The 22,659-nt window shown below is 64.3% G+C and carries 22 protein-coding genes; 3 read left to right on the forward strand and 19 right to left on the reverse strand.

All coding sequences use genetic code 11. The features are described 5' to 3' along the window. Nucleotides 1-5: 5 nt before the first annotated feature. The 4 genes from ispG to ndk all read right to left on the reverse strand — a co-directional run bounded on the left by ispG (nucleotide 6) and on the right by ndk (nucleotide 4,481). Nucleotides 6-1,322 (reverse strand): flavodoxin-dependent (E)-4-hydroxy-3-methylbut-2-enyl-diphosphate synthase, encoded by a 1,317-nt coding sequence (gene ispG, locus NCS03_RS08265; RefSeq protein ID WP_250529044.1) that lies wholly within the window; start codon nucleotides 1,320-1,322, stop codon nucleotides 6-8. Nucleotides 1,323-1,453: 131 nt separating this feature from the next. Next, the gene (locus tag NCS03_RS08270) at nucleotides 1,454-2,581 is read right to left on the reverse strand and encodes a helix-turn-helix domain-containing protein (RefSeq protein ID WP_034473736.1); all 1,128 of its coding nucleotides are present in this window, start codon (nucleotides 2,579-2,581) and stop codon (nucleotides 1,454-1,456) included. A gap of 184 nt (nucleotides 2,582-2,765) precedes the next feature. Then, nucleotides 2,766-3,908 (reverse strand): dual-specificity RNA methyltransferase RlmN, encoded by a 1,143-nt coding sequence (gene rlmN / locus NCS03_RS08275; protein ID WP_008349370.1) that lies wholly within the window; start codon nucleotides 3,906-3,908, stop codon nucleotides 2,766-2,768. Nucleotides 3,909-4,055: 147 nt separating this feature from the next. Beyond that, on the reverse strand, nucleotides 4,056-4,481 hold the full coding sequence (ndk, locus tag NCS03_RS08280) for a nucleoside-diphosphate kinase (RefSeq protein ID WP_008349368.1): 426 nt from the start codon (nucleotides 4,479-4,481) through the stop codon (nucleotides 4,056-4,058). A gap of 335 nt (nucleotides 4,482-4,816) precedes the next feature. Between ndk and NCS03_RS08285 the strand changes: the two genes are divergently transcribed. Next, the gene (locus NCS03_RS08285) at nucleotides 4,817-5,515 is read left to right on the forward strand and encodes a Bax inhibitor-1/YccA family protein (protein ID WP_008349366.1); all 699 of its coding nucleotides are present in this window, start codon (nucleotides 4,817-4,819) and stop codon (nucleotides 5,513-5,515) included. A 76-nt stretch (nucleotides 5,516-5,591) separates the two neighbouring features. Here the strand turns inward: NCS03_RS08285 and rlmD are convergent, their stop codons facing one another. The 6 genes from rlmD to surE are packed head-to-tail and all read right to left on the reverse strand — an operon-like array spanning nucleotide 5,592 to nucleotide 11,794. Then, complete coding sequence (gene rlmD / locus NCS03_RS08290) at nucleotides 5,592-7,007, reverse strand: 23S rRNA (uracil(1939)-C(5))-methyltransferase RlmD (protein WP_008349365.1); 1,416 nt, start codon at nucleotides 7,005-7,007, stop codon at nucleotides 5,592-5,594. A gap of 59 nt (nucleotides 7,008-7,066) precedes the next feature. Next, nucleotides 7,067-7,843, reverse strand: coding sequence for a 3'-5' exonuclease (locus tag NCS03_RS08295; RefSeq protein WP_008349363.1), 777 nt, complete (start codon nucleotides 7,841-7,843; stop codon nucleotides 7,067-7,069). A 47-nt stretch (nucleotides 7,844-7,890) separates the two neighbouring features. Beyond that, the gene (gene rpoS, locus NCS03_RS08300) at nucleotides 7,891-8,988 is read right to left on the reverse strand and encodes an RNA polymerase sigma factor RpoS (RefSeq protein ID WP_008349362.1); all 1,098 of its coding nucleotides are present in this window, start codon (nucleotides 8,986-8,988) and stop codon (nucleotides 7,891-7,893) included. Nucleotides 8,989-9,000: 12 nt separating this feature from the next. After that, nucleotides 9,001-9,957, reverse strand: coding sequence for a peptidoglycan DD-metalloendopeptidase family protein (locus tag NCS03_RS08305; protein ID WP_250529068.1), 957 nt, complete (start codon nucleotides 9,955-9,957; stop codon nucleotides 9,001-9,003). Between the two features lie 5 nt (nucleotides 9,958-9,962). Further along, nucleotides 9,963-11,039: a protein-L-isoaspartate(D-aspartate) O-methyltransferase gene (locus NCS03_RS08310; RefSeq protein WP_250529045.1), complete on the reverse strand. Its 1,077-nt coding sequence runs from the start codon at nucleotides 11,037-11,039 to the stop codon at nucleotides 9,963-9,965. Beyond that, nucleotides 11,036-11,794, reverse strand: coding sequence for a 5'/3'-nucleotidase SurE (gene surE / locus NCS03_RS08315; RefSeq protein ID WP_008349357.1), 759 nt, complete (start codon nucleotides 11,792-11,794; stop codon nucleotides 11,036-11,038). Before surE ends, NCS03_RS08310 begins: the two co-directional genes overlap by 4 nt. Before the next feature lie 80 nt (nucleotides 11,795-11,874). Here surE and NCS03_RS08320 point away from each other — a divergent pair, with 80 nt between their 5' ends. Together NCS03_RS08320 and NCS03_RS08325 are read left to right on the forward strand one after the other, a co-directional pair. Further along, nucleotides 11,875-12,849, forward strand: coding sequence for an NADPH:quinone oxidoreductase family protein (locus NCS03_RS08320; RefSeq protein ID WP_008349355.1), 975 nt, complete (start codon nucleotides 11,875-11,877; stop codon nucleotides 12,847-12,849). Nucleotides 12,850-12,897: 48 nt separating this feature from the next. Then, nucleotides 12,898-13,884 (forward strand): glycosyltransferase, encoded by a 987-nt coding sequence (locus NCS03_RS08325; RefSeq protein WP_250529046.1) that lies wholly within the window; start codon nucleotides 12,898-12,900, stop codon nucleotides 13,882-13,884. A 10-nt stretch (nucleotides 13,885-13,894) separates the two neighbouring features. Here the strand turns inward: NCS03_RS08325 and NCS03_RS08330 are convergent, their stop codons facing one another. From NCS03_RS08330 to NCS03_RS08370, 9 genes are all read right to left on the reverse strand, one after another. Further along, entirely contained in the window at nucleotides 13,895-14,878 is a 984-nt protein-coding gene (locus NCS03_RS08330; RefSeq protein WP_008349351.1) for a glycosyltransferase family 9 protein, read from the reverse strand. Between the two features lie 149 nt (nucleotides 14,879-15,027). Next, the gene (locus tag NCS03_RS08335) at nucleotides 15,028-15,852 is read right to left on the reverse strand and encodes an ABC transporter permease (protein ID WP_034473729.1); all 825 of its coding nucleotides are present in this window, start codon (nucleotides 15,850-15,852) and stop codon (nucleotides 15,028-15,030) included. Between the two features lie 12 nt (nucleotides 15,853-15,864). Beyond that, entirely contained in the window at nucleotides 15,865-16,695 is an 831-nt protein-coding gene (locus tag NCS03_RS08340) for an ABC transporter ATP-binding protein (protein ID WP_250529047.1), read from the reverse strand. Between the two features lie 3 nt (nucleotides 16,696-16,698). After that, entirely contained in the window at nucleotides 16,699-17,736 is a 1,038-nt protein-coding gene (locus NCS03_RS08345; protein WP_250434830.1) for an ABC transporter substrate-binding protein, read from the reverse strand. A 50-nt stretch (nucleotides 17,737-17,786) separates the two neighbouring features. Beyond that, nucleotides 17,787-18,992, reverse strand: a complete 1,206-nt coding sequence (locus NCS03_RS08350) for a CaiB/BaiF CoA transferase family protein (protein WP_008349341.1) — start codon at nucleotides 18,990-18,992, stop codon at nucleotides 17,787-17,789. 25 nt (nucleotides 18,993-19,017) lie between these two features. After that, entirely contained in the window at nucleotides 19,018-19,242 is a 225-nt protein-coding gene (locus NCS03_RS08355) for a DUF1653 domain-containing protein (RefSeq protein ID WP_034473750.1), read from the reverse strand. Nucleotides 19,243-19,256: 14 nt separating this feature from the next. Further along, the gene (gene recR, locus NCS03_RS08360) at nucleotides 19,257-19,853 is read right to left on the reverse strand and encodes a recombination mediator RecR (RefSeq protein WP_250529048.1); all 597 of its coding nucleotides are present in this window, start codon (nucleotides 19,851-19,853) and stop codon (nucleotides 19,257-19,259) included. Nucleotides 19,854-19,904: 51 nt separating this feature from the next. After that, nucleotides 19,905-20,231, reverse strand: a complete 327-nt coding sequence (locus NCS03_RS08365) for a YbaB/EbfC family nucleoid-associated protein (RefSeq protein WP_008349334.1) — start codon at nucleotides 20,229-20,231, stop codon at nucleotides 19,905-19,907. A gap of 105 nt (nucleotides 20,232-20,336) precedes the next feature. Continuing rightward, nucleotides 20,337-22,562, reverse strand: coding sequence for a DNA polymerase III subunit gamma/tau (locus NCS03_RS08370; RefSeq protein ID WP_250529049.1), 2,226 nt, complete (start codon nucleotides 22,560-22,562; stop codon nucleotides 20,337-20,339). Nucleotides 22,563-22,659 lie beyond the last annotated feature (97 nt).

The raw sequence follows: 22,659 nt of genomic DNA on the forward strand, positions 1-22,659 counted from the left end.
TGTCTTTAGAGTGATGCCGCGGACGTCTCGACGCGCTGCCCATAGGTACGCTCGACATAGTCGCTGACGATTTGCTGGAATTCCTCGGCGATGCGCTCGCCGCGCAGCGTCTTCACCTTCACGCCGTCGATGAACACGGGCGCCGCCGGATTCTCGCCCGAACCCGGCAAGCTGATGCCGATATTGGCGTGCTTCGATTCGCCCGGCCCGTTGACGATGCAGCCCATCACCGCGACGTGCATCTTCTCGACGCCGGGGTACTGATCGCGCCACGTGGGCATCGAGTTGCGCAAGTAGCTTTGAATCTGCGACGCCAACTCCTGGAACAGCGTGCTCGTCGTGCGGCCGCAGCCGGGACACGCGATGACCATCGGCGTGAAGGAGCGCAGGCCCATCGTCTGCAGGATTTCCTGGCCGACGACGACTTCGCCGGTGCGCGCGCCGCCCGGTTCCGGCGTGAGCGAAATGCGAATGGTGTCGCCGATGCCTTCCTGCAGCAGCACCGAAAGCGCCGCCGTCGATGCAACGATGCCCTTGGAGCCCATGCCCGCTTCGGTCAGGCCGAGATGGAGCGCGAAGCTGCAACGCTTCGCGAGTTCGCGATACACGGCGATCAGATCCTGCACGCCGCTGACCTTGCACGACAGGATGATCTTGTCGCGGCCGAGACCCAGTTCGACGGCGCGCTCCGCCGAGCCGACCGCGGATTGAATCAGAGCCTCGTACATCACGCTTTGCAGTTCCCACGGATTCGAACGCGCGGCGTTTTCGTCCATCATGCGCGCGAGCAGATCCTGATCGAGACTGCCCCAGTTCACGCCGATACGCACCGGCTTGTCGTATTCGATCGCGGCTTCGATCATCTGCGCGAATTGCGTGTCGCGCTTCGCGCCCTGGCCGACGTTGCCCGGATTGATCCGGTATTTCGACAGCGTCTCGGCGCACGCGGGATGATCGCGCAGCAGCAGATGGCCGTTGTAGTGGAAATCGCCGACGAGCGGCACCGTCACGCCCATGCGATCGAGCTGCTCGCGGATATGCGGCACGGCCGCCGCCGCTTCCGGCGTATTCACCGTAATGCGGACGAGCTCGGAGCCCGCCTGCGCCAGTTCCTTGATCTGGATGGCCGTGCCAATCGCGTCCGCCGTGTCGGTGTTGGTCATCGACTGCACGCGCACCGGCGAATCGCCGCCGATCGTCACGAGCTGGCCACCCCAGCGCACGTCGACGGCATGCGATGACCGGCGCGTCAACGGACCGCCGAAGACCGGCTCGGTCGAACAAATCTTGCTGTTGATCAGGGATTGAGCTTCGGATTGCATCGAAAAACCCTTTGGCAACCTTGCCGCCGATACGGCGCCGGTCGCGTGTGTGGAACCTCAAACGGGCGTCACGGCTTGCACCGTGACGCCCTCGACTTGTCCGCCGCGCTGGACAGATCGATCTCGCAAGCTCAAGGCAGCGAGAGACGCGCGACGTTTCCGCGTGCGGACGAATAGCGTTTGGCGTCGACGGGCTCGTCATCGACCGACAGCGACTCGACGCCCTTCACGTTGCCGACGGTCACCTTGAACGGCGCCTCGCCTTCCACGCGCTGGGTGTTGCCCGCGCGCACGAGTCCGGAATACAGTTCCTTGCCGTCCTTGCCGCGCACGCTGAACCAGCTATCTTCCTTCACTTTCAATTCGATCGCGCTCGAACCGCTGCCCGCGACGGCCGGAGCCGACGCCGCCATCGCAACAGCCGAAGCAGGCTTCGCGGCCGATGCGGGCGCCGCCGCAGCCGGCGCGCTCGCGCCCTGCACCGCGGACAGCGTCGACGACGAAGCCGGCAGCGCATTCGTGCCGAGCGGACGCGGCATCGGCTGCTCGCCGGGGCCGGCCGCCACTTCGGGCAGCGACGCTTCGCCGGTGTTGGCGGCCGCGGCCTCGTCGGGCGTCGGCGCGGATGTCGTGCCCGACGCTTCGTTCGATGCCGAAGCAGGCGCGGACGTCGACGACAGACCGATGCCCGTCGTCGCCTTGAGGCGCGCGAGCCAGTTGTTCGAATCGCCGCCGGTGTGCCACATCACGAGCACGGCCAGCACGACGATGATGGCGAGCACGCCCCACATCCACGAGCGCTTGCGGCCCGACGAATTGCCGAGCGGCACCGACACGCGTCCGCGCGGCAGACCCGCGCCCGCCGACGCCGGCACCTTCAGATTCTGCGCGATGTCATCGCCGCTGCGCCGGAACGCCTGCGTGAACGGCGCCGGATCGGCGCCGAGAATCTTCGCGTAACTGCGCACGATGCCCGCCGCGAACGTGCGATCGGGCAACTGGCTGATATCGCCCGCTTCGAGCGCGAGCAGTTTCGGCGGCGACACCTTGAGACGCGCGGAAACGTCGTCGATCGACCATGCTTTCGCCTGGCGAAGTTGCGCGAGACGCGCGCCGACCGCCTGTATCGAGTCCAGATTCCCCGCCTGGCTCGCATTCGATGCCGCCCTTTCCGCGTCGCCCAGGCCGTCGTACTGACTGCCGGACCGGTTGTTGCCGGAATGACTGCCGAAAGGCGTCGGGTGCTGCGGCTCACTCATGCCAAATTCCTCGCATCGATTCTTCTATATAGCGCTGTTGCGTCGTTCGGTTCCAAAAACCCCGTGCACGATACAACCGCAGCGCCATTGCAGACCGCTTTATAACAAAATGTTCGGCTTTTAGCGCCGCATCCAGACGCTTGCTGCGCCCTCCGCTGCGGCTTTTTTCGATGCGGACGCCCGGTCAGACCGCCCGCACCTCGATCGTCTTGCTGCCTGCACGGCCCATGCGTTCGGCAAGACGCGTGCGGTCCTGCACCGCGCCCGCGAGTTGACCGCACGCAGCGTCGATATCGTCGCCGCGCGTCTTGCGCACGGTCGTTACGACGCCCGCATCGATCAACACCTGCGCGAACCGCTTGATCTGCTCGTTCTTCGAGCGCGTCAACCCCGACTCCGGAAACGGATTGAACGGGATCAGATTGAACTTGCACGGCACGTCGCGCGTCACGGCAAGCAATTCGCGCGCGTGCGCTTCGGTGTCGTTGACGCCGTCGAGCATGCAATATTCGAACGTGATGAAGTCGCGCGGCGCGACCTTCAGATAACGCTGACACGCGGCCATCAATTCGCGCAGCGGGTACTTCTTGTTCAGCGGGACCAGCATGTCGCGCAGCGGATCGTTCGGCGCGTGCAGCGATACCGCGAGCGCCACCGGCAGGTCGGCCGCGAGGCGGTCCATCATCGGCACGACGCCGGAGGTCGACAAGGTCACGCGACGGCGCGACAAGCCATAGGCGTTGTCGTCGAGCATCAGGCGCATGGCCGGCACGACGGCGTCGTAATTGAGCATCGGCTCGCCCATGCCCATCATCACGACGTTCGTGACGACGCGCTCGCCCTTGCCCGGCCCGCCGACTTCGCGCCCGAGCGACTTGCGCAGCGCGAACTCCGCCATGCGCAACTGGCCGATGATCTCGCCCGTCGTCAGGTTTCGGGAAAAGCCCTGCTTGCCGGTGGAACAGAACCGGCAGTTCACCGCGCAACCCGCCTGCGACGACACGCACAGCGTGCCGCGCGTCTCTTCGGGGATGAACACGGTTTCGACCGCGTTGCCGTTGCCGACGTCGACCAGCCATTTGCGGGTGCCGTCGGCGGAAACGTGGTCGCTGATGATGTCGGGCATCGCCATGTTGGCGCGGCCCTTGAGTTTTTCGCGCAGCGATTTCGCGAGATCCGTCATGCCGTCGAAGTCTTCAGCACCATATTGGTGGATCCAGCGCTGCAATTGCTTGGCGCGAAACGGCTTTTCGCCCAGGCTCGCGCAGTACGCGGTGAGCCCGGCGGCGTCGAGATCGAGGAGATTGACGGTGGTGCTGCTCGTCATGTCAAGTTCTGCCATTTCAGATTGCGAAGCCCGGTATCTTCCCGGGACCGTTCGCGCCAATTTCTGCTTCTTTTCGTACCGCTTTTATTGCGTCGAGGCGCGATGCCCGCGATGACCGAACAGCCATCGCGGCTTTCAACGCGAAAATTAACGCGAGTAGACGTTCACTTGCGGGAAGAAGAACGCAACTTCTTGCGCTGCCGTTTCCGGCGCGTCCGAACCGTGAACCGCGTTCGCGTCGATGCTGTCGGCGAAGTCGGCGCGGATCGTGCCCTTGTCCGCCTTCTTCGGGTCGGTCGCGCCCATCAGGTCGCGATTCTTCAGGATGGCGTTCTCGCCTTCCAAGACTTGAATCATCACCGGACCCGAGATCATGAATTCGACCAGATCCTTGAAGAACGGACGTGCGGCGTGCACGGCGTAGAACTTCTCGGCGTCGGCGCGCGACAGATGAACCATGCGCGACGCAATGATCTTCAGACCTGCGTTCTCGAAACGGCTGTAGATCTGGCCGATAACGTTCTTTGCCACTGCGTCCGGCTTGATAATCGACAGGGTGCGCTCGATCGCCATAAAAACTCCAAAAAATGAACGGTTTACGGATTAAAACGAATCGACAATTGTAGCACGAAGCAATGTATGATTGCGATTGAAACCTTACGGCATCGTAAGGATCAAACCCTGCGAGGACTTGGCTGTCCGGACGGCCGAACTGGCCTTTCGGGCTATTGAATTCGGCGCGCGCCGGGGCCATATTGGAACAAAACGCTGCATTGCAACCGGAAGCACGCAGCGCGGCGCGGGCACCAAGCGGTTCTAATATTGGCTTAAGTCCGCGCACCTTATCATTCGTATATGACGAAGTCGCGGGAAGACCGAACGACAGACAATTGGAGCAAGGAGAAACCATGAACGAATCACCCTACAGCTTTGGCCGTAATGGCAGCGTCACCTCGGTCGAGGTGCGCAACCGCGTGCTGCGCAACACCTACTGGCTGCTCGCGCTCTCGATGGTGCCGACGGTGCTCGGCGCATGGGTCGGCGTCGCGACGGGCTTCTCGCTGTTCGCGGCTACCAGCCCGGCAATGAGCTTCATCGCGTTCCTCGCGATCGCGTTCGGCTTCATGTTCGCCATCGAGAAAACCAAGAACAGCGGCATGGGCGTGGTCGTCCTGCTCGGCTTCACGTTCTTCATGGGCCTGATGCTCTCGCGTCTCCTGAGCTTCATTCTCGGGTTCTCGAACGGACCGCAACTGATCATGATGGCCTTCGGTGGCACGGGCGTGATCTTCGCGGCCATGGCGACCATCGCGACCGTCAGCAAGCGCGATTTCTCGGGCCTCGGCAAGTTCCTGTTCATGGGCGTGATCGTCATTCTGCTGGCGGCGTTCGCGAACATCTTCCTGCAGTTGCCCGCGCTCATGATGACGATCTCCGTGCTCGCCATCGTGATCTTCTCGGCGTACATGCTGTTCGACGTGCAGCGCGTGGTGAACGGCGGCGAGACGAACTACATCAGCGCGACGCTCGCGATCTATCTCGACCTGTATAACGTGTTCACGAACCTGCTGGCGCTGCTCGGCATCTTCGGCGGCAACCGCAACTAAGCGCGCCAAACGCGGCAGAAACGAAAAACCGGCCTTCGGGCCGGTTTTTTTGTGCCTGCGAAGCGCCGCAGCCGGATCAGTCGCGCTCGAACAACGCAATCGATTCGACGTGCGACGTGTGCGGGAACATGTTCACGACGCCCGCGCCCTTCATCCGATAACCCGCTTCGTGCACGAGCAGGCCGGCGTCGCGCGCGAGCGTCGCCGGATTGCACGACACATAGACGATGCGCTCGGGCAACGGTCCATCGCCGCTCTGGGCGATGTCCGCGAGCGCCTTCGACACGGCGAGCGCGCCTTCGCGCGGCGGATCGATGAGAAACTTGTCGAAGCGGCCAAGCGCGCGCAGGTCGTCGGCGGTCACTTCGAAGAGATTTCGGCACGCGAACGACGTGTGGCCATCGACGCCATTCGCCTTCGCGTTCTCCAACGCGCGGGCCGTCAGCGCTTCGCTGCCTTCGATCCCGACAACCTCACGCGACACCCGCGCGAGCGGCAGCGTGAAATTGCCGATGCCGCAGAAAAGGTCGAGCACGCGATCGGACTTCTCCGGAGCAAGCAGGCTGAGCGCCCGGCTCACCAGCACGCGATTGATCTGGTGATTCACCTGCGTGAAGTCGGTCGGCTTGAACGGCATGCGGATATCGAATTCCGGCAGCGTGTAAGCGAGCTCGCTATCGAGCGGATAGAACTGATAAACCGTGTCCGGTCCTTTCGGCTGGAGCCACCATTGGACGCCGTGCGCATCGGCGAAAGTGCGCAGCAGCCCTTCGTCGGCTTCGGTCAGCGGCTCCAGAATGCGCAGCACGAGCGCCGTGACGTCCGATCCGACCGCGAGCTCGATCTGCGGCATGCGATCGCGAATCGACAGGCCCGCCACCAGATGGCGCAGCGGCACGAGCATCGCGGAAACATGCGGCGGCAGCACTTCGCAGCTCGTCATGTCGGCGACGTAACTGCTCTTGCGCTCGTGAAAGCCGACCAGCACGCCGCCCTTCTTTTCGACGTGCCGCACGGTCAGGCGCGCGCGATAGCGATATCCCCACGACGGCCCGTGAATCGGCCGGAACATGGTTTCGGCGCGCAGTTTGGACAGATGTTGCAGGTTGTCTTCGAGCACGCGCTGCTTCACGGCGATTTGCGCGCGAACATCCAGATGCTGCATCGAGCAGCCGCCGCAAATGCCGAAAAACTGGCACTTCGGCTTCGCGCGAATCACGCTCTCGCGCAGCACGCTCACCACTTGCGCCTGCTCGAAGCTCGGCTTTTTGCGGTAGCTCGAATAGCTGACACGTTCGCCCGGCAACGCGCCTTCGACGAAGATGACCTTGCCCGGCTCTCCGTTTTCGTTGACCGTGCGACCGACGCCGCGCGCTTCCATGTCGAGCGACTCGATTTCGATTTCGGGCGCGACGAAGTTCGGATCGGGCGTGACGGATTTCGCCGGCGCGGCGCGGCGGCGATGCTGGGTTTTTCGAGCGGCTTCGGACACCTGCGTACTTCCTGACTTATCGTGGGGCAAAGGCGAGATTGTAGACGAACGTCACGCTCTCATTCGACGAACGCCGCCAGATACTCCGCCCAGTGCGGCGAAGTCTCCTGCGCGAGCGCATTCTTGACGAAGTTGATTTCGTCCGCGTACTCATCGGGCGTGAAGCCGCCGCGCATCATCTGAAAACGACAGTACATCAGATACGTGTTGACGACGTCGGTCTCGCAATAGTTGCGGATTTCGTCGATATGGCCGTCGCAATACGCTTCCCAGACCTTGCCGCCGTCCATGCCGAGCTTGCCGGGAAAGCCGCATAGCTTCGCGAGCGCATCGAGCGGCGCATTGGCGCGCGCCTGATACATCGCGAGCACGTCCATCAGGTCGATGTGCCGCATGTGATAGCGGCTGATGTAGTTGTTGAACTTGAACTCGCGGTCGTCCTGACCGAGATCCCAGTAGCGCGGCGCGGCGATGCCGTGCACGAGCGCGCGGTAGTGGAGCACGGGCAGATCGAAGCCGCCGCCGTTCCACGACACGAGCTGAGGCGTGTATTTCTCGATCACGCGATAGAACGACTGGATGAGCGCGGCCTCGCCGTCGGCCGTCGTGCCGAGCGAGCGCACGCGAAAGCCGTTGTTGTCGCGAAACACGCACGAAATCGCCGCGACACGCTGCAGATGATGCGGCAAGAAATCATTGCCGACGCGCTCGCGGCGCGCTTCGAACGCATGTTCGGCGACCTCGCGGTCGGAGAGATCGTCGGGCAAATCTTCGAGACGGCGAATGCCGTCGACATCGGGGATTGTCTCGATGTCGAAAACGAGAATCGGTGTCATTGAATCCTGGAGCGCGACGCCCCAAGCCGAAGGGCGTCGCCGAAGCGTTAAAGCACGGCGTCCTTGCGAACGCCGTTGGATGCGAAAAAGCGCTTGAGACGCACGAGCGCCTCTTGCTGGATCTGGCGCACACGCTCGCGCGTGAGGCCCATTTCGTCGGCGAGTTCTTCGAGCGTCGCGGGCTCGATGTGGTTCAGCCCGAAACGCCGTTCGATCACATGCCGGTGTTTGTCGGACAGACGCGAGAGCCACAGTCGCGTGAGCGATTCGAGTTCGCGATGCTGCACTTCCGCGTCCGGCGACTGGCTCTGATCGTCGGAAAGGAGATCGAGCAGGCTGCTGCCCGGATCGAGGTCGAGCGGCGCGTCGAGCGAAGCCGTGTGTTCGTTGAGCGCGAGGATATCGGTGACTTCCTCGGGCGTCTTGCCGGTGAGATACGCAATATCGTCGATGCTCGCGTCGCGGCGTTCGGGCGCGACGCTGTCATTCGAATTGGCGGAATTTTTTTCCAGATGGCGCTTCGCGCGCAGCACCTGGTTCAACTCGCGGATGACGTGAACCGGCAGACGCACCGTGCGCGCCTGGTTCATGATCGCGCGCTCGATGCTCTGGCGGATCCACCAAGTGGCATAGGTCGAAAACCGGAAACCGCGCGTCGGATCGAATTTCTCGATTGCGTGCATGAGGCCGAGATTGCCTTCCTCGATCAGGTCGAGCAACGGCACGCCGCGATTGAGATATCCCTTCGCGATACTGACGACGAGCCGCAGATTGCGCTCGATCATCACCTGGCGCGCGTCGAATTCGCCGGCTTTCGCGAGTCGCGAATAGCGCTGCTCTTCCTCGACGGTCAGGAGCGGCTTCACGCTGATGCGGTTCAGGTAATGCTGGATCGTGTCGGCGGTGAGCTCGGCCTGCAAAAGCGAGCGGAAATCGTCGGCGTCGGGCGCGGAATCGTTTGCGCCTTCCGCTGCTTCGTCGCTGCTTTTTCCGCGGCTGTTGCCTTCTTCGTCCGAATCGACGTCGACATCGACATTGTCGATGTCCTCGTCTTGAGTCGAAGCACCGTCTTCCACCGACACTTGCAAAGGTCGGCTGATCGTCTCAGTCTCGGCTTGCGGCAGGCGGCGCTTCGTTTTTGGCATGATGGTTTCGCTTTATTGCGGCGGCAAATACTTCAGTGGGTCAACAGGTTTTCCCTGCCGGCGAACTTCGAAATGCAACATCACGCGGTCCGAATCGCTGTTCCCCATCTCAGCGATCTTCTGCCCTTTAGTTACCGCGTCTCCCTCTTTTACCATCAAAGCACGGTTATGTGCGTACGCTGTCAGAAAAGTTGCGTCGTGTTTGATGATAATGAGATTGCCGTAGCCGCGCAGCCCATTTCCGGAGTAAACCACTCGGCCATCCGCCGACGCGTTGACCGGATCTCCCGCCGCACCGCCAATGTTCAAACCTTTGTTGCTCGCTTCGTTGAATGTGCCGAGAATCGGACCGCGCGCCGGCCAGATGAACGCCGGCTGGGCCGCTGGCGCCGCCGCGTTCGCATCCGCGCCCGGCACGCCAGGCGCCGATGCCATGCCCGCCGCCGCGCCGGCCGTTCCCGGCGCCGCGCCCATACCCGAGTTGGCGCCGTAATACGGCGGCTGCGCGGTCGCACCCGGCTGCGGGCTCGCGTACGCGTTCGCGCCATTCAACGGCTGCGTCTGCACGCCGCCGCCCACGATCGGCGCGGTCGCCACACCGGGCGTCGCCGCCGCGACATTCGCGCCCGGAGGCGCCACGCGCATCAGTTGGCCGACTTCGATCTGGTTCGGGTTGGTCAGGTTGTTCCACGCTGCGATGTCGTGATAATTCTGACCGTTTTCCAGTGCGATCCGATATAGGGTGTCGCCCGGCTTCACACGGTAATAGCCCGGCGGCGGCGGGCCGTTGTCCGGCGTCTGCGCTGCCGTCGTGCCGATGGGCGCGCCCGTTCTGTCGACGACCGGCGCCATGTCCATGCGCGTCGAACACGCCGCCAGCGCGGACAACGCCAGCACGCACACGCCGCGCTGCGCCGCGCTTAAGGCTTCGTCCGCACTTCCTTCTCGCAAAGCACGCAGGATACTCATCGGTGTCAAATCACTCCGGATTTTAAGGGTACAAAGAAAACGCGATCGAGCTGCTCTTCCCGCCATTGGCTTGCCGACACGCGCGTGACGAGCGTCAGCACCTGCGACTGCGCGGCCTGCGATCCGACCGGCGCGACGAGCTTGCCGCCGACCGCCAGTTGATCGAGCAAGGCCTGCGGCACGTCGAGGCCGGCGCACGCGATGACGATCGCGTCGAACGGCGCGGCCGCGGGCAAGCCGAGGCGGCCATCGCCGTAATGCAGCCGGATATTCGGCACGCGCAACGGCCGAAGATTGAGCTTCGCGCGCTCCGACAACGGACGCACGCGTTCGATCGAATAAACCTCAGTGGCGACTTGCGACAGCACGGCCGCCTGATAACCGCAACCGGTGCCGATCTCCAGCACCTTGTTCAACGCGCGCCCGGTCGCGACCAGTTCGATCATGCGCGCGACGACCGACGGCTTCGAGATGGTCTGGTGATGGCCGATCGGCAGCGCGGCGTCTTCGTAAGCCTGCGCCGCGAGCCCCGGATCGACGAACATGTGGCGCGGCACGACCGACATCGCATTGAGCACGCGCGGATCGGTCACGCCGTTCGAGCGCAGGCGTTCGACCATGCGCTCGCGCACCCGTTCCGATGTGAGTGTCTGCGTGCTTGCCAGCGCAACATTGGGCGCGCCTTTTTTCGTCGCGATCGCGGCGGCGTTCAGGTCGCGCTCGCCGGGCCGCGGCGCCGGACGCAGTGAATTCGCGCGCGCCGGATGAGCCGAATGATGCGTCTGCGCCGCGCTCTTGCTCGCCGACGGAACCGGTTTCGCCCCGCCAATTGCGGTCTTCGCGCCCGAACGCACGGGAAAAACGGACGTGGCCGGCTTCGCGGACGCCGCTGCCGTCGCGGGATTTTTCATCGTCGCGTTCGCCGCGCGCGATTGTCCAGGCCTTGCCGGCTGCGTCGGCTTCAGCGCGGAAGCGGCGGTTGGCTTGCCGCGCGAATCTTGCGGACGGGCCGCGGGTTTGCGCGGCTCGCGAACAAGATCCGCGAGCGCCAGCGGAAAGCGCTTGGCGCGCTCGTCGCTCATGTGCGAGCGCTCCCGGCGCGCGCCCATTCGCGCGTCTCCGCCATGAGCTTCGTATGAGTGAGATCGAGTTGCAGCGGCGTGATCGACACGAAGCCGTTCGCGACCGCGTGGAAATCGGTGCCTTCGCTCGCGTCGAGCGCATCGCCTGACGGGCCGATCCAGTAGATGGGGTTGCCGCGCGGATCGGTCTGGCGGATCACCGGCTGCGAAGGATGACGCTTGCCGAGGCGCGTCACTTTCCATTCGCGCAACTGATCGTAAGGCAGGCTCGGAATGTTCACGTTCAGCAACGGATGACCCGGCATCGGATGTTCGAGGAAATGCGCGACGATCTCGGCCGCCACGCGCGCGGCGTCGTCGAGATGAAGCCAGTCGCGGCCGACGAGCGAGAATGCGATCGCCGGAATGCCGAACATGAAGCCTTCGGTGGCGGCCGCCACGGTGCCCGAGTACAGCGTGTCCTCGCCGACGTTCTGCCCGTTGTTGATGCCCGACACGACGAGATCAGGCTGCTCGTCGAGCATGCCCGTGAGCGCGATGTGCACGGAATCGGTCGGCGTACCGTTCACGAAGTTGAAACCGTTCGGCGCCTGATGAACGCTCAAGGGCCGCGACAGCGTAAGCGAGTTGGACGAGCCGCTGCAGTTCTGCTCCGGCGCCATCACCGTCACTTCGCCGAGCGGCTGCAGGACATCGTGCAGCACATTGATGCCGCGCGCCAGATAACCGTCGTCGTTGCTGAGTAGGATTCGCATCCGACGATTGTAACCGAGGAAAGTGGCGCGACGACGACTCGAACTGCCATACACTGAGCCCAGTTCAACCAGGAGAAAACATGCGCGCCGTACGATGCAACGAACACGGATTGCCCCACACGCTTTCGATCGAAACGCTGCCCGACCTGCATCCGGAAGCAGGCGAAGTCGTCATTGACGTGAAAGCGGCGAGCGTGAACTTTCCCGACGTGCTCATCATCCAGAACAAATACCAGTTCAAGCCGCCGCTGCCGTTCACGCCCGGCGCGGAGTTCGCGGGCATCGTGCGCGAAGCCGGCGCGGGCGTCACGCATCTCGCGCCCGGCATGCGCGTGGCCGCCTACACCGCGCAAGGCGCGTTCGCCGAACAGGCGCGCGCGAAAGCCGCCGATTGCATCGTCTTGCCCGATGACGTCGATCTCGCCGAGGCCGCCGCGTTCTCGCTCGCCTACGGCACGTCGTATCACGCGCTCGTCGATCGCGGCGAGCTCAAGGCCGGCGACACGCTGCTCGTGCTGGGCGCGGCCGGCGGCGTCGGCATCGCGGCGATCCAGATCGGCAAGATCGTCGGTGCGCGCGTGATCGCGGCGGCATCGAGCGCGGAGAAGCTCGCGTTCTGTCGCGAACATGGCGCGGACGAGGTCATCGATTACGCGCACGAAGACTTGCGCGAACGTATCAAGGCGCTGACGGACGGCAACGGGCCGGATGTGATCTTCGATCCGGTCGGCGGAACGTATGCCGAACCCGCGTTTCGCAGCATCGGCTGGCGCGGACGGTATCTCGTCGTCGGCTTCGCGAACGGCGAGATTCCGAAGCTGCCGTTCAATCTGGCGCTGCTGAAAGGCGCGAGCATCGTCGGCGTGTTCTGGGGCGGTCACATGCAGCGCGAACACGCGCTCGCCGATCGGGAATTCGCGACGATGGTCGAGTGGATCAAAGCGGGCAAGCTGCGCCCTGTCGTCACGAAACGCTACTCGCTCGACGAAACGCCGCAAGCGCTGGACGACATGATGAACCGGCGCGTGACGGGCAAGATCGTGATCGAGCCATAACGCGCGCACTGCTACCATTGCGCGCTTTCACGCACTCCGCGAAGAGCCATGGCGAGTCTATGCCCCAATGTCAGCGTCATCGTGCCGGTCTACAACTGCGAAGCCTGGCTCGAAGCGCTGCTGCGCTCGGTGCTCGATCAGCAAGGCGTCGATCTCGAAGTCATCGCGATCTGTGACGGCGCGACAGACGACAGTCTCGCCATGCTCGAAACGATGGCGGCGGCCGATGCGCGCATCCGTGTGGTAGCGCAGGAAAATCGCGGCGTATCGGCGTCGCGCAATGTCGGGCTGACGCTCGCGCGCGGCGAGTGGATCGCGTTCGCGGACGGCGACGACTGGATGAAGCCCGGCGCGTTGCGCACGTGGATCGAACACGGCCGCCAGCATCGGCTCGATGTCGTGATCGGCAACGGATTCAGCTTCGAGGACTTGCCGCCGCCCGCCGATCCTCGACCGATGTACGAAGGCCAGCCGTGGGGCGACATCTGCGACGGCACGGCGTGGCTGAAACGGACCGTGCCGAACGACGACTGGGTCGTCTGCGTGTGGCTGCAATGCGTGCGGCGCGATGTCGTCGTGAGACACGGCCTGCGTTTCGAGGAAGGCGTGGTGCACGAGGACATCATCTGGGCGTTGCAGCTCGGGCTTCACGCACAGCGCGTCGGTTTCGTGCGCGAACCGTTGTACGGCTATCGACGCAATCCGGAATCGATCACGAACTCGCCCTCGCCGGCCGCTGTCGCGCGCCGCGCGGCGGGTTATCTGCGCGTGATCGACGCGCTCGTGACCGCCGCGCTCGATCCGCAAACCGACCGAAGTCTCAGCCGGATTCTGCTACGCCAAGCCAACCGCGAAAGCGGTCATCTCCTGCATGTGCTCAGAAAGCGCCTGACCGACGACGAACTGCGCAAGCCTTTCGCGCGGCAGTTTCTGCAGTCGGGGTATGTTCGCGCGATGCTGAAGGGCGCGACCAATGCGAGCGAAGTGTGGCGCGCGCTTCGCTGCTGGCGCGTCTATTCGCGCTTCGCGGCGTGAAGGCGTCCGCTTATAGGCGTCGCGATTGCGCGCGCGGCAGCATGCCGATGCGCGTTGCTTGGGTCGGCTGAGCCGCTTTGGCGTCGGCGAAATCGGCCATCGCGTAGTGTTGCGCCGCGCGCGCATGGTTGCCGTGCAACGTCCTGAACGCGGATGTCACGCGACGCACGGTGAGCAGGCGTTGCCACAAGCGTTCGCGAAGCCCGCCGAAAGGCAGAAAGGACGGCGGCACCACGACCGCGCCCGGGCCCCAGCCCGGACGCCACGAGCGCGCAAGGCCCTGGCGCATAAAGAGAGAGAGCGTCGGCACGCCGATGCAGGACGCGAGATGCCCGAGCCCCGAATCGTTGCCGATGAACCACGACGATTCGGCGATCCATGCCGCGACTTCGCCCAGTTGCGGCAGCGCATTGACCTCGCACCCTTCTTCAGCGATATCGCCCCAGACGCCGAACTCCGCAGGCGCGACGAGAAAGCTCGGCCGCAATCTCCGCCGCGTCAGCGCACGCGAGAGCGCAAGAAACTTCTCGCGGCCCCACATCTTTTCAGGATGACTGCCGGTCGGATGAATGACGACGCGATTCGCGAAGCGCCCGCGCATGACGCCGGACGGCACGACGAGACCGTTCGCGCGCGTCACGTCGGCGAGACCGAGCACGTTCTTCGCGATATCGACGATGCGGTCGACCATGTGCTTCGAGCCGCCGTATTCGGGCAGCGTGGCGAGACAGATGGTCTGGCCCGAGCGGCTCAGCGTCGATGCGTAGTCGGTCGGGCGAAGCTCGATCACGGTGTCGAACGCGCCCTGCCAGGCGTCGCGACGCCCTACCGTCACATGGGGAAACCAGTCGGCGAGTTGCTCCACGACCCAGCCGAACACGACGGGGCGATATCCGTTGCGGATGAGATTGTCGACGAGAACGAGCCCGATGAGGCTGTCGCCGATCGGCGATGGCAATACCACCGCAATCGAACCGTCAGTTCGCAGTTTCATTGTTGGTCCCGCGGGATCGCACGACGGACGTCGTGCAACGGCCTGTCCAGGACAGCATGATAGCGATGTCGACCGTGTCGTGCCATGACGGGCATTCCGAAAACGGTCGGCTTCGTTGACGGCGTGTTGGCACGCGCACAACCGGGGCGTCAAAGCTTCTCGGTTTCTCCGCTCTTCGGCTGCCATTTCATGAGCCGGCGCTCGACCAGCGCGACGAGACCGTCGAGCACCAGCGCGAACGCGGTCAGCACGAGAATCCCCGCGAACACCGTGTTGATGTCGAAGGTGCCTTCGGCCTGCAGGATCAGATAACCGACACCGCGCGCCGAGCCGAGATATTCGCCGACCACCGAGCCGACGAACGCGAGCCCCACCGACGTGTGCAGGCTCGAAAACACCCAGCTGGTCGCGCTCGGCAGATAGACATACCGCAGCAACTGCTTGCGATTCGCGCCGAGCATGCGCGCATTCGCGAGCACGACCGGGCTCACTTCCTTCACGCCCTGATACACGTTGAAGAACACGATGAAGAACACGAGCGTCACGCCAAGCGCGACCTTCGACCAGATGCCGAGACCGAACCACACCGCGAAGATCGGCGCGAGGATCACGCGCGGCATCGAATTGGCGGCCTTGATGTAGGGATCGAGGAGCGCGCTCGTCATCGGCGCGAGCGCGAGCCAGAGACCGACGCCGAGTCCCGTCACCGTGCCGATGACGAACGCCAGCACCGTTTCGATCAGCGTCACCCACAGATGGATGTAAATCTCGCCGCTCGTGAACCATTCCCAGATGCGTATGAGCACCTTCTGCGGCTCGCCGAAGAAAAAGGCGGCCTTGTTCGCGTCGTCGAAATAGAAAGGCGGCAAGAGCGTCGGGCTCGTCAGCATGTACCACAGCACGAAGCACGCGAGCAGCAACAGCCACTGCCACACGATGAGATTCGCCCGATTCGGGCGCAGCTTGTTCCACATGGTCGTATCGTCTTATTCGGCGGCGGCGGGCTTCAGCTGCTGCTGATAACCCTTCAGCACTTCTTCGCGCAGCACGCCCCAGATCCGAGCGTGCAGTTCGACGAAGCGCGGATGCGAGCGGATCTCGGCGACATCGCGCGGGCGCGGCAGATCGATCGCGAATTCGCCGATCGGATGCGTGCCCGGCCCCGCCGCCAGCACGACGACGCGATCGGACATCGAGATCGCCTCGTCCAGATCGTGCGTGATGAAAAGCACGGCCTTGCGTTTCGCGGCCCACAGATCGAGCAACTCGTTTTCCATGAGCTGGCGCGTCTGGATGTCGAGCGCGGAGAACGGCTCGTCCATGAGGATGATGTCGGGATCGAGGATGAGCGTCTGCGCCATCGCGACGCGCTTACGCATGCCGCCCGACAACTGATGCGGATAACGGTCGCCGAAACCGCCGAGGCCCACGCGCTTCAGCCATTCCTCGCCGCGCTTGTCGGCTTCGGCCTTCGGCACGCCCTGAAACGCGAGGCCGGCCGTGACGTTGTCGAGCGCGGAGCGCCACGGCATCAGCGCATCGGCCTGGAACATGTAGCCCGCGCGCCGGTTGATGCCCTTCAGCTTTTCGCCGAACACGCTCACGGTGCCCGACGAAGGCTCCAGCAATCCCGCCGACACGTTGAGCAATGTCGATTTTCCGCAGCCGGTCGGCCCGACGACGGACACGAATTCTCCTGGCGCGATCGCGAGGCTCGTATCGCGGACCGCCGTGTAGCGATCACGGCGACTCTCGCGCGACGCGAACGTGCAGGTGACGTCCTCGAGCGCGAGCGCATGGTTCGATGGCGACGACATCGGTCAGACCTTGACGCTCGCAAGCGCCTTCTTGACGAAATCGTTGGTCCAGGTCTTCGACAGGTCGATCGGCTTGCCCTTCACGGTTTCGTCGAAGGCTTGCAGCGTCTTGAGCGAGGTCGCGGGACCGTCGGCGGGCATCAGGCCGTCCGGCGACAGCGCTTCCTTCACGTGCTGCCACGAATCGAGATACAGCGCGCGATCGCCGAGCAGATAGCTTTCCGGCACCGTCGAGATGAGATCCTTGCCCGAGGCCGTCTGCAGCCACTTCAGCGCGCGTACCATCGCGTTGGTGAGCGCCTGCGTCGTGTTCGGATTCTTCGTGATGAAGCTCTGCGACGCGTACAGGCAACCCGCCGGCATGTTGCCGCCGAACACCTTGACGGTGTCCGCGAGCGTGCGCGTGTCCGACACGATGCGGATATCGCCCGCGCGATCGAGCTTGGTCATCACCGGATCGAGGTTGGCGATGGCGTCGATCTGGCCGGATTGCAGCGCGGCGATCGCGCCCGCGCCCGCGCCGACGCCGATGAACGACACGTCGGTCGCCTTCAGCCCCGCTTGCGCGAGCACGAAGCTCGCCATGATCGCCGTCGACGAGCCCGGCGCCGTCACGCCGATTTTCTTGCCCTTCAAATCGGCGACGGACTTGTAGTTCGGCATCGCCTTCTTGGACACGGCGAGCACGATCTGCGGCGCGCGCCCTTGCAGCACGAATTCGCGGAAGTACTGATTCTTCGCCTGCAGCAGCAACGTGTGCTCGAACGCGCCGGATACGACATCCGCGCTGCCGCCGACCGCCGCCTGAAGCGCCTTCGCGCCGCCCGCGAAATCGGCGATTTCGACGTCGAGCCCTTCGTCCTTGAAGTAGTTGCGACGCTCGGCGATCGTGAGCGGCAGATAGTAGAAGAGATTCTTGCCGCCGACCGCGACCGATACCTTGCTCTGCTCCAGCTTGTTCTGTGCGAATGCGAGCGGCATGCCCGAGATTGCCCCGCCCGCGAGCGCGGCGCCGCTCGCGATGAACGTTCTGCGTTTCATCGTTGTCTGTCTCCTGGTTTTATCGTTGTCGGCGCTGTTCGGCTCGAGGCTCAGATCACCTTGGCCGCGCGCAGCCGCGCAATATCGTCGGCATCATACCCGAGCGTTTGAAGTACTTCATCCGTGTGTTCACCGAGTTGCGGCCCGAGCCAGCGCGTTTCCCCCGGCGTTTCGGAGAGCTTCGGCGTCACGTTCGGCAGCGTGATCTCGCGGCCGTCCTGCCACGGGAAACGCTGCAGCATCTGACGCGCGAGGTATTGCGGATCGGTGAACATGTCGGCGACGCTGTAGATGCGCCCGGCCGGCACGTCGGCGGCGTTCAACACAGCGAGCGCCTCGTCGATGCTGCGCGTCGAGAGCCAAGCGGCGATAGCGTCGTCGATTTCCTGCGTGCGCGGCACCCGTCCGTCGTTCGACGCGAGCGCGGGATCGTCCGCGAGATCCGCGCGATCGATCGCGTTCATCAGGCGCTTGAAGATCGGATCGCTGTTGCCGCCGATCACGATGCTGCCATCGCGGCACGGATACGTGTTCGACGGCACGATGCCCGGCAGCGACGCGCCCGTGCGCTCGCGCACCATGCCGTACACGCCGTATTCCGGCACGACGCTTTCCATCATGTTGAAGACGGCTTCATAGAGCGCGACGTCGACGACCTGGCCTTTGCCGCCGTTCACTTGGCGATGATGCAGCGCCATCAGCGCGCCGATCACGCCGTGCAGCGCGGCGATCGAATCGCCGATCGAAATGCCGATGCGCGGCGGCGGCAAATCCGGATAACCGGTGATATGACGCAAACCGCCCATCGATTCCGCGATTGCGCCGAAGCCCGGACGATCGCGATACGGACCGGTCTGACCGTAACCGGAAAGGCGCACCATCACGAGACCGGGATTGTCGGCGGACAGCACCTCGTAACCGAGCCCGAGTTTCTCCAGCAAGCCGGGCCGGAAATTCTCGACGACGATATCGGCTTCCTTCGCGAGCCGCCGCACGATCTCCTTGCCCTCGTCGGCCTTGAGATTGATCGTCACGGATTTTTTGTTGCGCGCCTGCACGGCCCACCAGAGCGACGTGCCGCCCACTTCCGGATAGAGCTTGCGCCACTTGCGCAGCGGGTCGCCGCCGTTCGGATCCTCGATCTTGATGACGTCGGCGCCGAACTCGCCCATGAAGCGCGCGGCGAACGGTCCGGCGATGAGCGTGCCCAGTTCCAGTACCTTCACGCCCGCGAGTGGTCCCGTCGTTGCGCTCATGGTCGTGTCTCCTTTGTGTGTTTTCTCAGAGCGGAATATCGAGCGGCTTGAAGCGCGGCGTGCCGTCGGCGAGCGTCTCGTTGAACATCGCCGCGGGGCGCACCCACAAGCCGCGTTCATGCGGCCACAGATGCTCGTAGACGATCATCGCTTCCTCGGTTTCCGAGTGCCGCGCGACGCCGATCACGCGATACAGCCCGCCCTTGTAGTGACGATGCGTCGCGAGCGCGAGCGCTTCGGTTTCTGTCATCGATTGGAGTCCTTTCATACGGAACGGCGATCGAGCATCGCGCGCGCGATCGTGCCGGCATCGACATATTCGAGCTCGCCGCCGACCGGCACGCCGCGCGCGAGCCGCGTCACCTTGAGCCCTTTGCTCTTGAGCGTTTGCGCGAGATAGTGCGCGGTCGCTTCGCCTTCGTTGGTGAAGTTGGTGGCGAGCACCACTTCCCGCACAACGCCGTCGAGCGCGCGATTGATGAGCCGCTCGAAGTGAATCTCCTTCGGACCAATGCCGTCGAGCGGGCTGAGCCGTCCCATCAGTACGAAATAGAGCCCGCGATACGTGAGCGTCTGTTCGAGCATGATCTGGTCGGCAGGCGTCTCGACGACGCACAGCAAAGCCGGATCGCGCTCTTCGTCGCTGCAGACTTCGCAGATATCGCTTTCCGTGAACGTGTTGCACTTCTCGCAGTGCTTCAGATTCTCGGTGGCGAACAGCAGCGAATTGCCGAGCTTTTCGGCGCCTCTGCGATCGTGCTGCATCAGGTGATACGCCATGCGCTGCGCCGACTTCGGTCCGACGCCGGGCAGCGCACGCAGCGCTTCGACGAGCGCCGACAGGGCGGAAGGTTGTTTCATGTGTCCTTCATTTGACATCGAAGCGCGCCGAATCCGCTCCGGCGCGCGCGATCAGAACGGCAGCTTGAAACCCGGCGGCATCGGCATGCCGGCGGTCATGCCGCTCATCTTCTCTTGCGTAGTGGCTTCCGCCTTGCGCACGGCGTCGTTGAACGCGGCGGCGACGAGGTCTTCCAGCATGTCCTTGTCGTCGGCGAGCAGGCTCGGGTCGATCTGCACGCGGCGAACGTCGTTCTTGCAGGTCATCGTCACCTTCACGAGACCGGCGCCGGACTGGCCCTCGACCTCGATCTGCGCGAGCTGATCCTGCATCTTCTTCATGTTTTCCTGCATCTGCTGAGCCTGTTTCATCAGCCCGGCGAGTTGGTTCTTCATCATGGTTCGGCTCCTTACTGGAAAACGTGTGGCAAAAGCACGCGCGATGCGCGCGCCCGATATTCGGTGCGGCGGCGCGAAGTCGAAAACCGCGCCGCGCGCTTCAGTTCACGATGGATTCGCGCCCGATGCGGCAATCGGCTTGATCGAACCCTGCACGATGCTCGCGCCGAAATCGCGGATCAGCGATTGCACGAACGGATCCTGCTTGATCTCCTGCTCGGCTTCCTGCTGACGGCGGGCGCGTTCGGCGGCGTCGAGCGCGGCGGCGGTGCGCCGCGCGGGCGCGACGTTCACGCTGACCTCGATCGCGCGGCCGAGCTTTTCGGCGAGCGCGGCCTTGAGCTTGCCGACATGCGTGGCGTCGGTGTACATCTGGACCGGAACCGCAAGCGTCACGGAATTCGCATCGCAGGCGGTGAGCTCGCTGTTGAACGCAAGCTGATACGCAACGCCCTTCAGCGGAAGATCGACGGCGAGCGCCGCCCATTCGATCGACACGCCGAGCGCATCGAGCGGCACGGCGGGCGGCAACGGCGCCGTGTCGATGACGGGCGCCGGTTTCATGGCGGGCTCGGCGTTGAAGCGCATGTCGTCCGGGCCGCTGTCGAAGGCTGGCACGAAGCCGTCGTCGGGCGGCATGAAGTAAGCGTCTTCGGATCCGGCCGGCGCGTAGTCGTCGGGCGGCATCTCTTCCCACGGCGGCACGACGTTCGACTTGCTCGCGTTGCCGGCCGCGGGCTTCGGCTCGGGCTTCGGCTCGGGCGCGGCGGATGCGGCAGCCGGAGCGCGGCGCGGCGTCGGCACCGGAACTTGCGCGGCCGGTTTCGCGACGGGCTTGGGCGCAGCGGGAGCCGCCGTCTGCGCAGACGCGCCACGCGCGCCCCGATCGGACGACAGGCGCATGCCCGCGCTGCGCAAGACTTCAAGCGCCGCGCTCGCGCCGCTTGCCGCGCGCGATGTCGCGGCTTCGTCGGACGTGCTCGGCGCGGCAGGCGCGGCTTCATCGACGGCCTGTCGCGCGGCGCTCGGCATCGGCGCGGCTTTTACCGGCACGGGCTCGCTCTTTTCGACGACGGGTTCTTCGACCGCCTTCACGACCAGCGTCTCGACGGCGGGCGCCGGCGCTTTAGCAACCGACGCAGGCGCAGGCGCGACGGCGCGCTCGGCCATCGCACCCACGAGCGCGGCGCTGCGCGCGGGCTTCGCGCCCGAAGGCGCACCCACGGCGACGCCGCCGCCCGATCCGCCCGCCGGCTCGAACGCGAGCATGCGCAGGAGCGTCATCGTGAAGCCGGCGTACTCGTCCGGCGCGAGACCGAGCTCGCTGCGCCCGACCGTGGCGATCTGATAGAAAAGCTGAACCTGCTCGGCCGACAGCATCTCGGCGAAGCGGCGGATGTCCGCAGCTTCAGGCCATTCGTCCAGCACCGACGTCGGTGCGAACTGCGCCCATCCGATCCGATGCAGAAGACTCGCCAGATCCTGCAGCGCCGTCGAGAACGACAGGCTGCGCAGCGCCATTTCGTCGGCGATCGCGAGCACGCCGGGGCCGTCGCCGCCGGCGAGCGCGTCGATGAGACGGATCAGGTAGCTTTGATCGAGCGCGCCGAGCATGCCGCGCACGGCTTCCTCGGTGACTTCGTTCGCCGAATACGCGATGGCCTGATCGGTCAGCGAAAGCGCGTCGCGCATGGAGCCGTCCGCCGCGCGCGACAAGAGACGCAGTGCCTGCGGCTCGAACGGGATGTTCTCCTGCTGAAGAATGTTCTCCAGATGCGAGACGATGTGCCCCGCCGGCATCTGCTTCAGATTGAACTGGAGGCAACGCGAGAGCACGGTGACCGGAATCTTCTGCGGATCGGTCGTCGCGAGAATGAACTTCACGTGCGGCGGCGGCTCTTCCAGCGTCTTCAGCATTGCGTTGAAGGCGTGGTTCGTGAGCATGTGCACTTCGTCGATCATGTAGACCTTGAAGCGGGCATCGACGGGCGCGTACACGGCGCGCTCCAGCAGCGCCGCCATTTCGTCGACGCCGCGATTGCTCGCCGCATCCATCTCGACGTAATCGACGAAGCGGCCTTCATCGATTTCCCGGCACGCACGGCACACGCCGCACGGCTTCGAGGTCACGCCGGTTTCACAATTGAGCGCCTTCGCGAAGATGCGCGAGAGCGTCGTCTTGCCGACGCCGCGCGTGCCCGTGAAAAGATACGCGTGATGCAGGCGGCCGCCGTCGAGCGCGTGCGTGAGCGCACGGACGACGTGCTCCTGGCCGACGAGCGACTCGAATGATTTCGGTCGCCATTTGCGTGCGAGAACTTGATAGGTCATGCGCGAAATTGTATCAGCAACGACCTTGCGCAAACGCCGCTCCAGCGGGGTGATCGGGCGCACGAACTCGCCACGCGCCATGGCGTGCGGAACACGA

It is taken from the genome of Caballeronia sp. ATUFL_F1_KS4A, from assembly GCF_023630905.1.
Taxonomy (GTDB): Bacteria; Pseudomonadota; Gammaproteobacteria; order Burkholderiales; family Burkholderiaceae; genus Caballeronia; species Caballeronia zhejiangensis.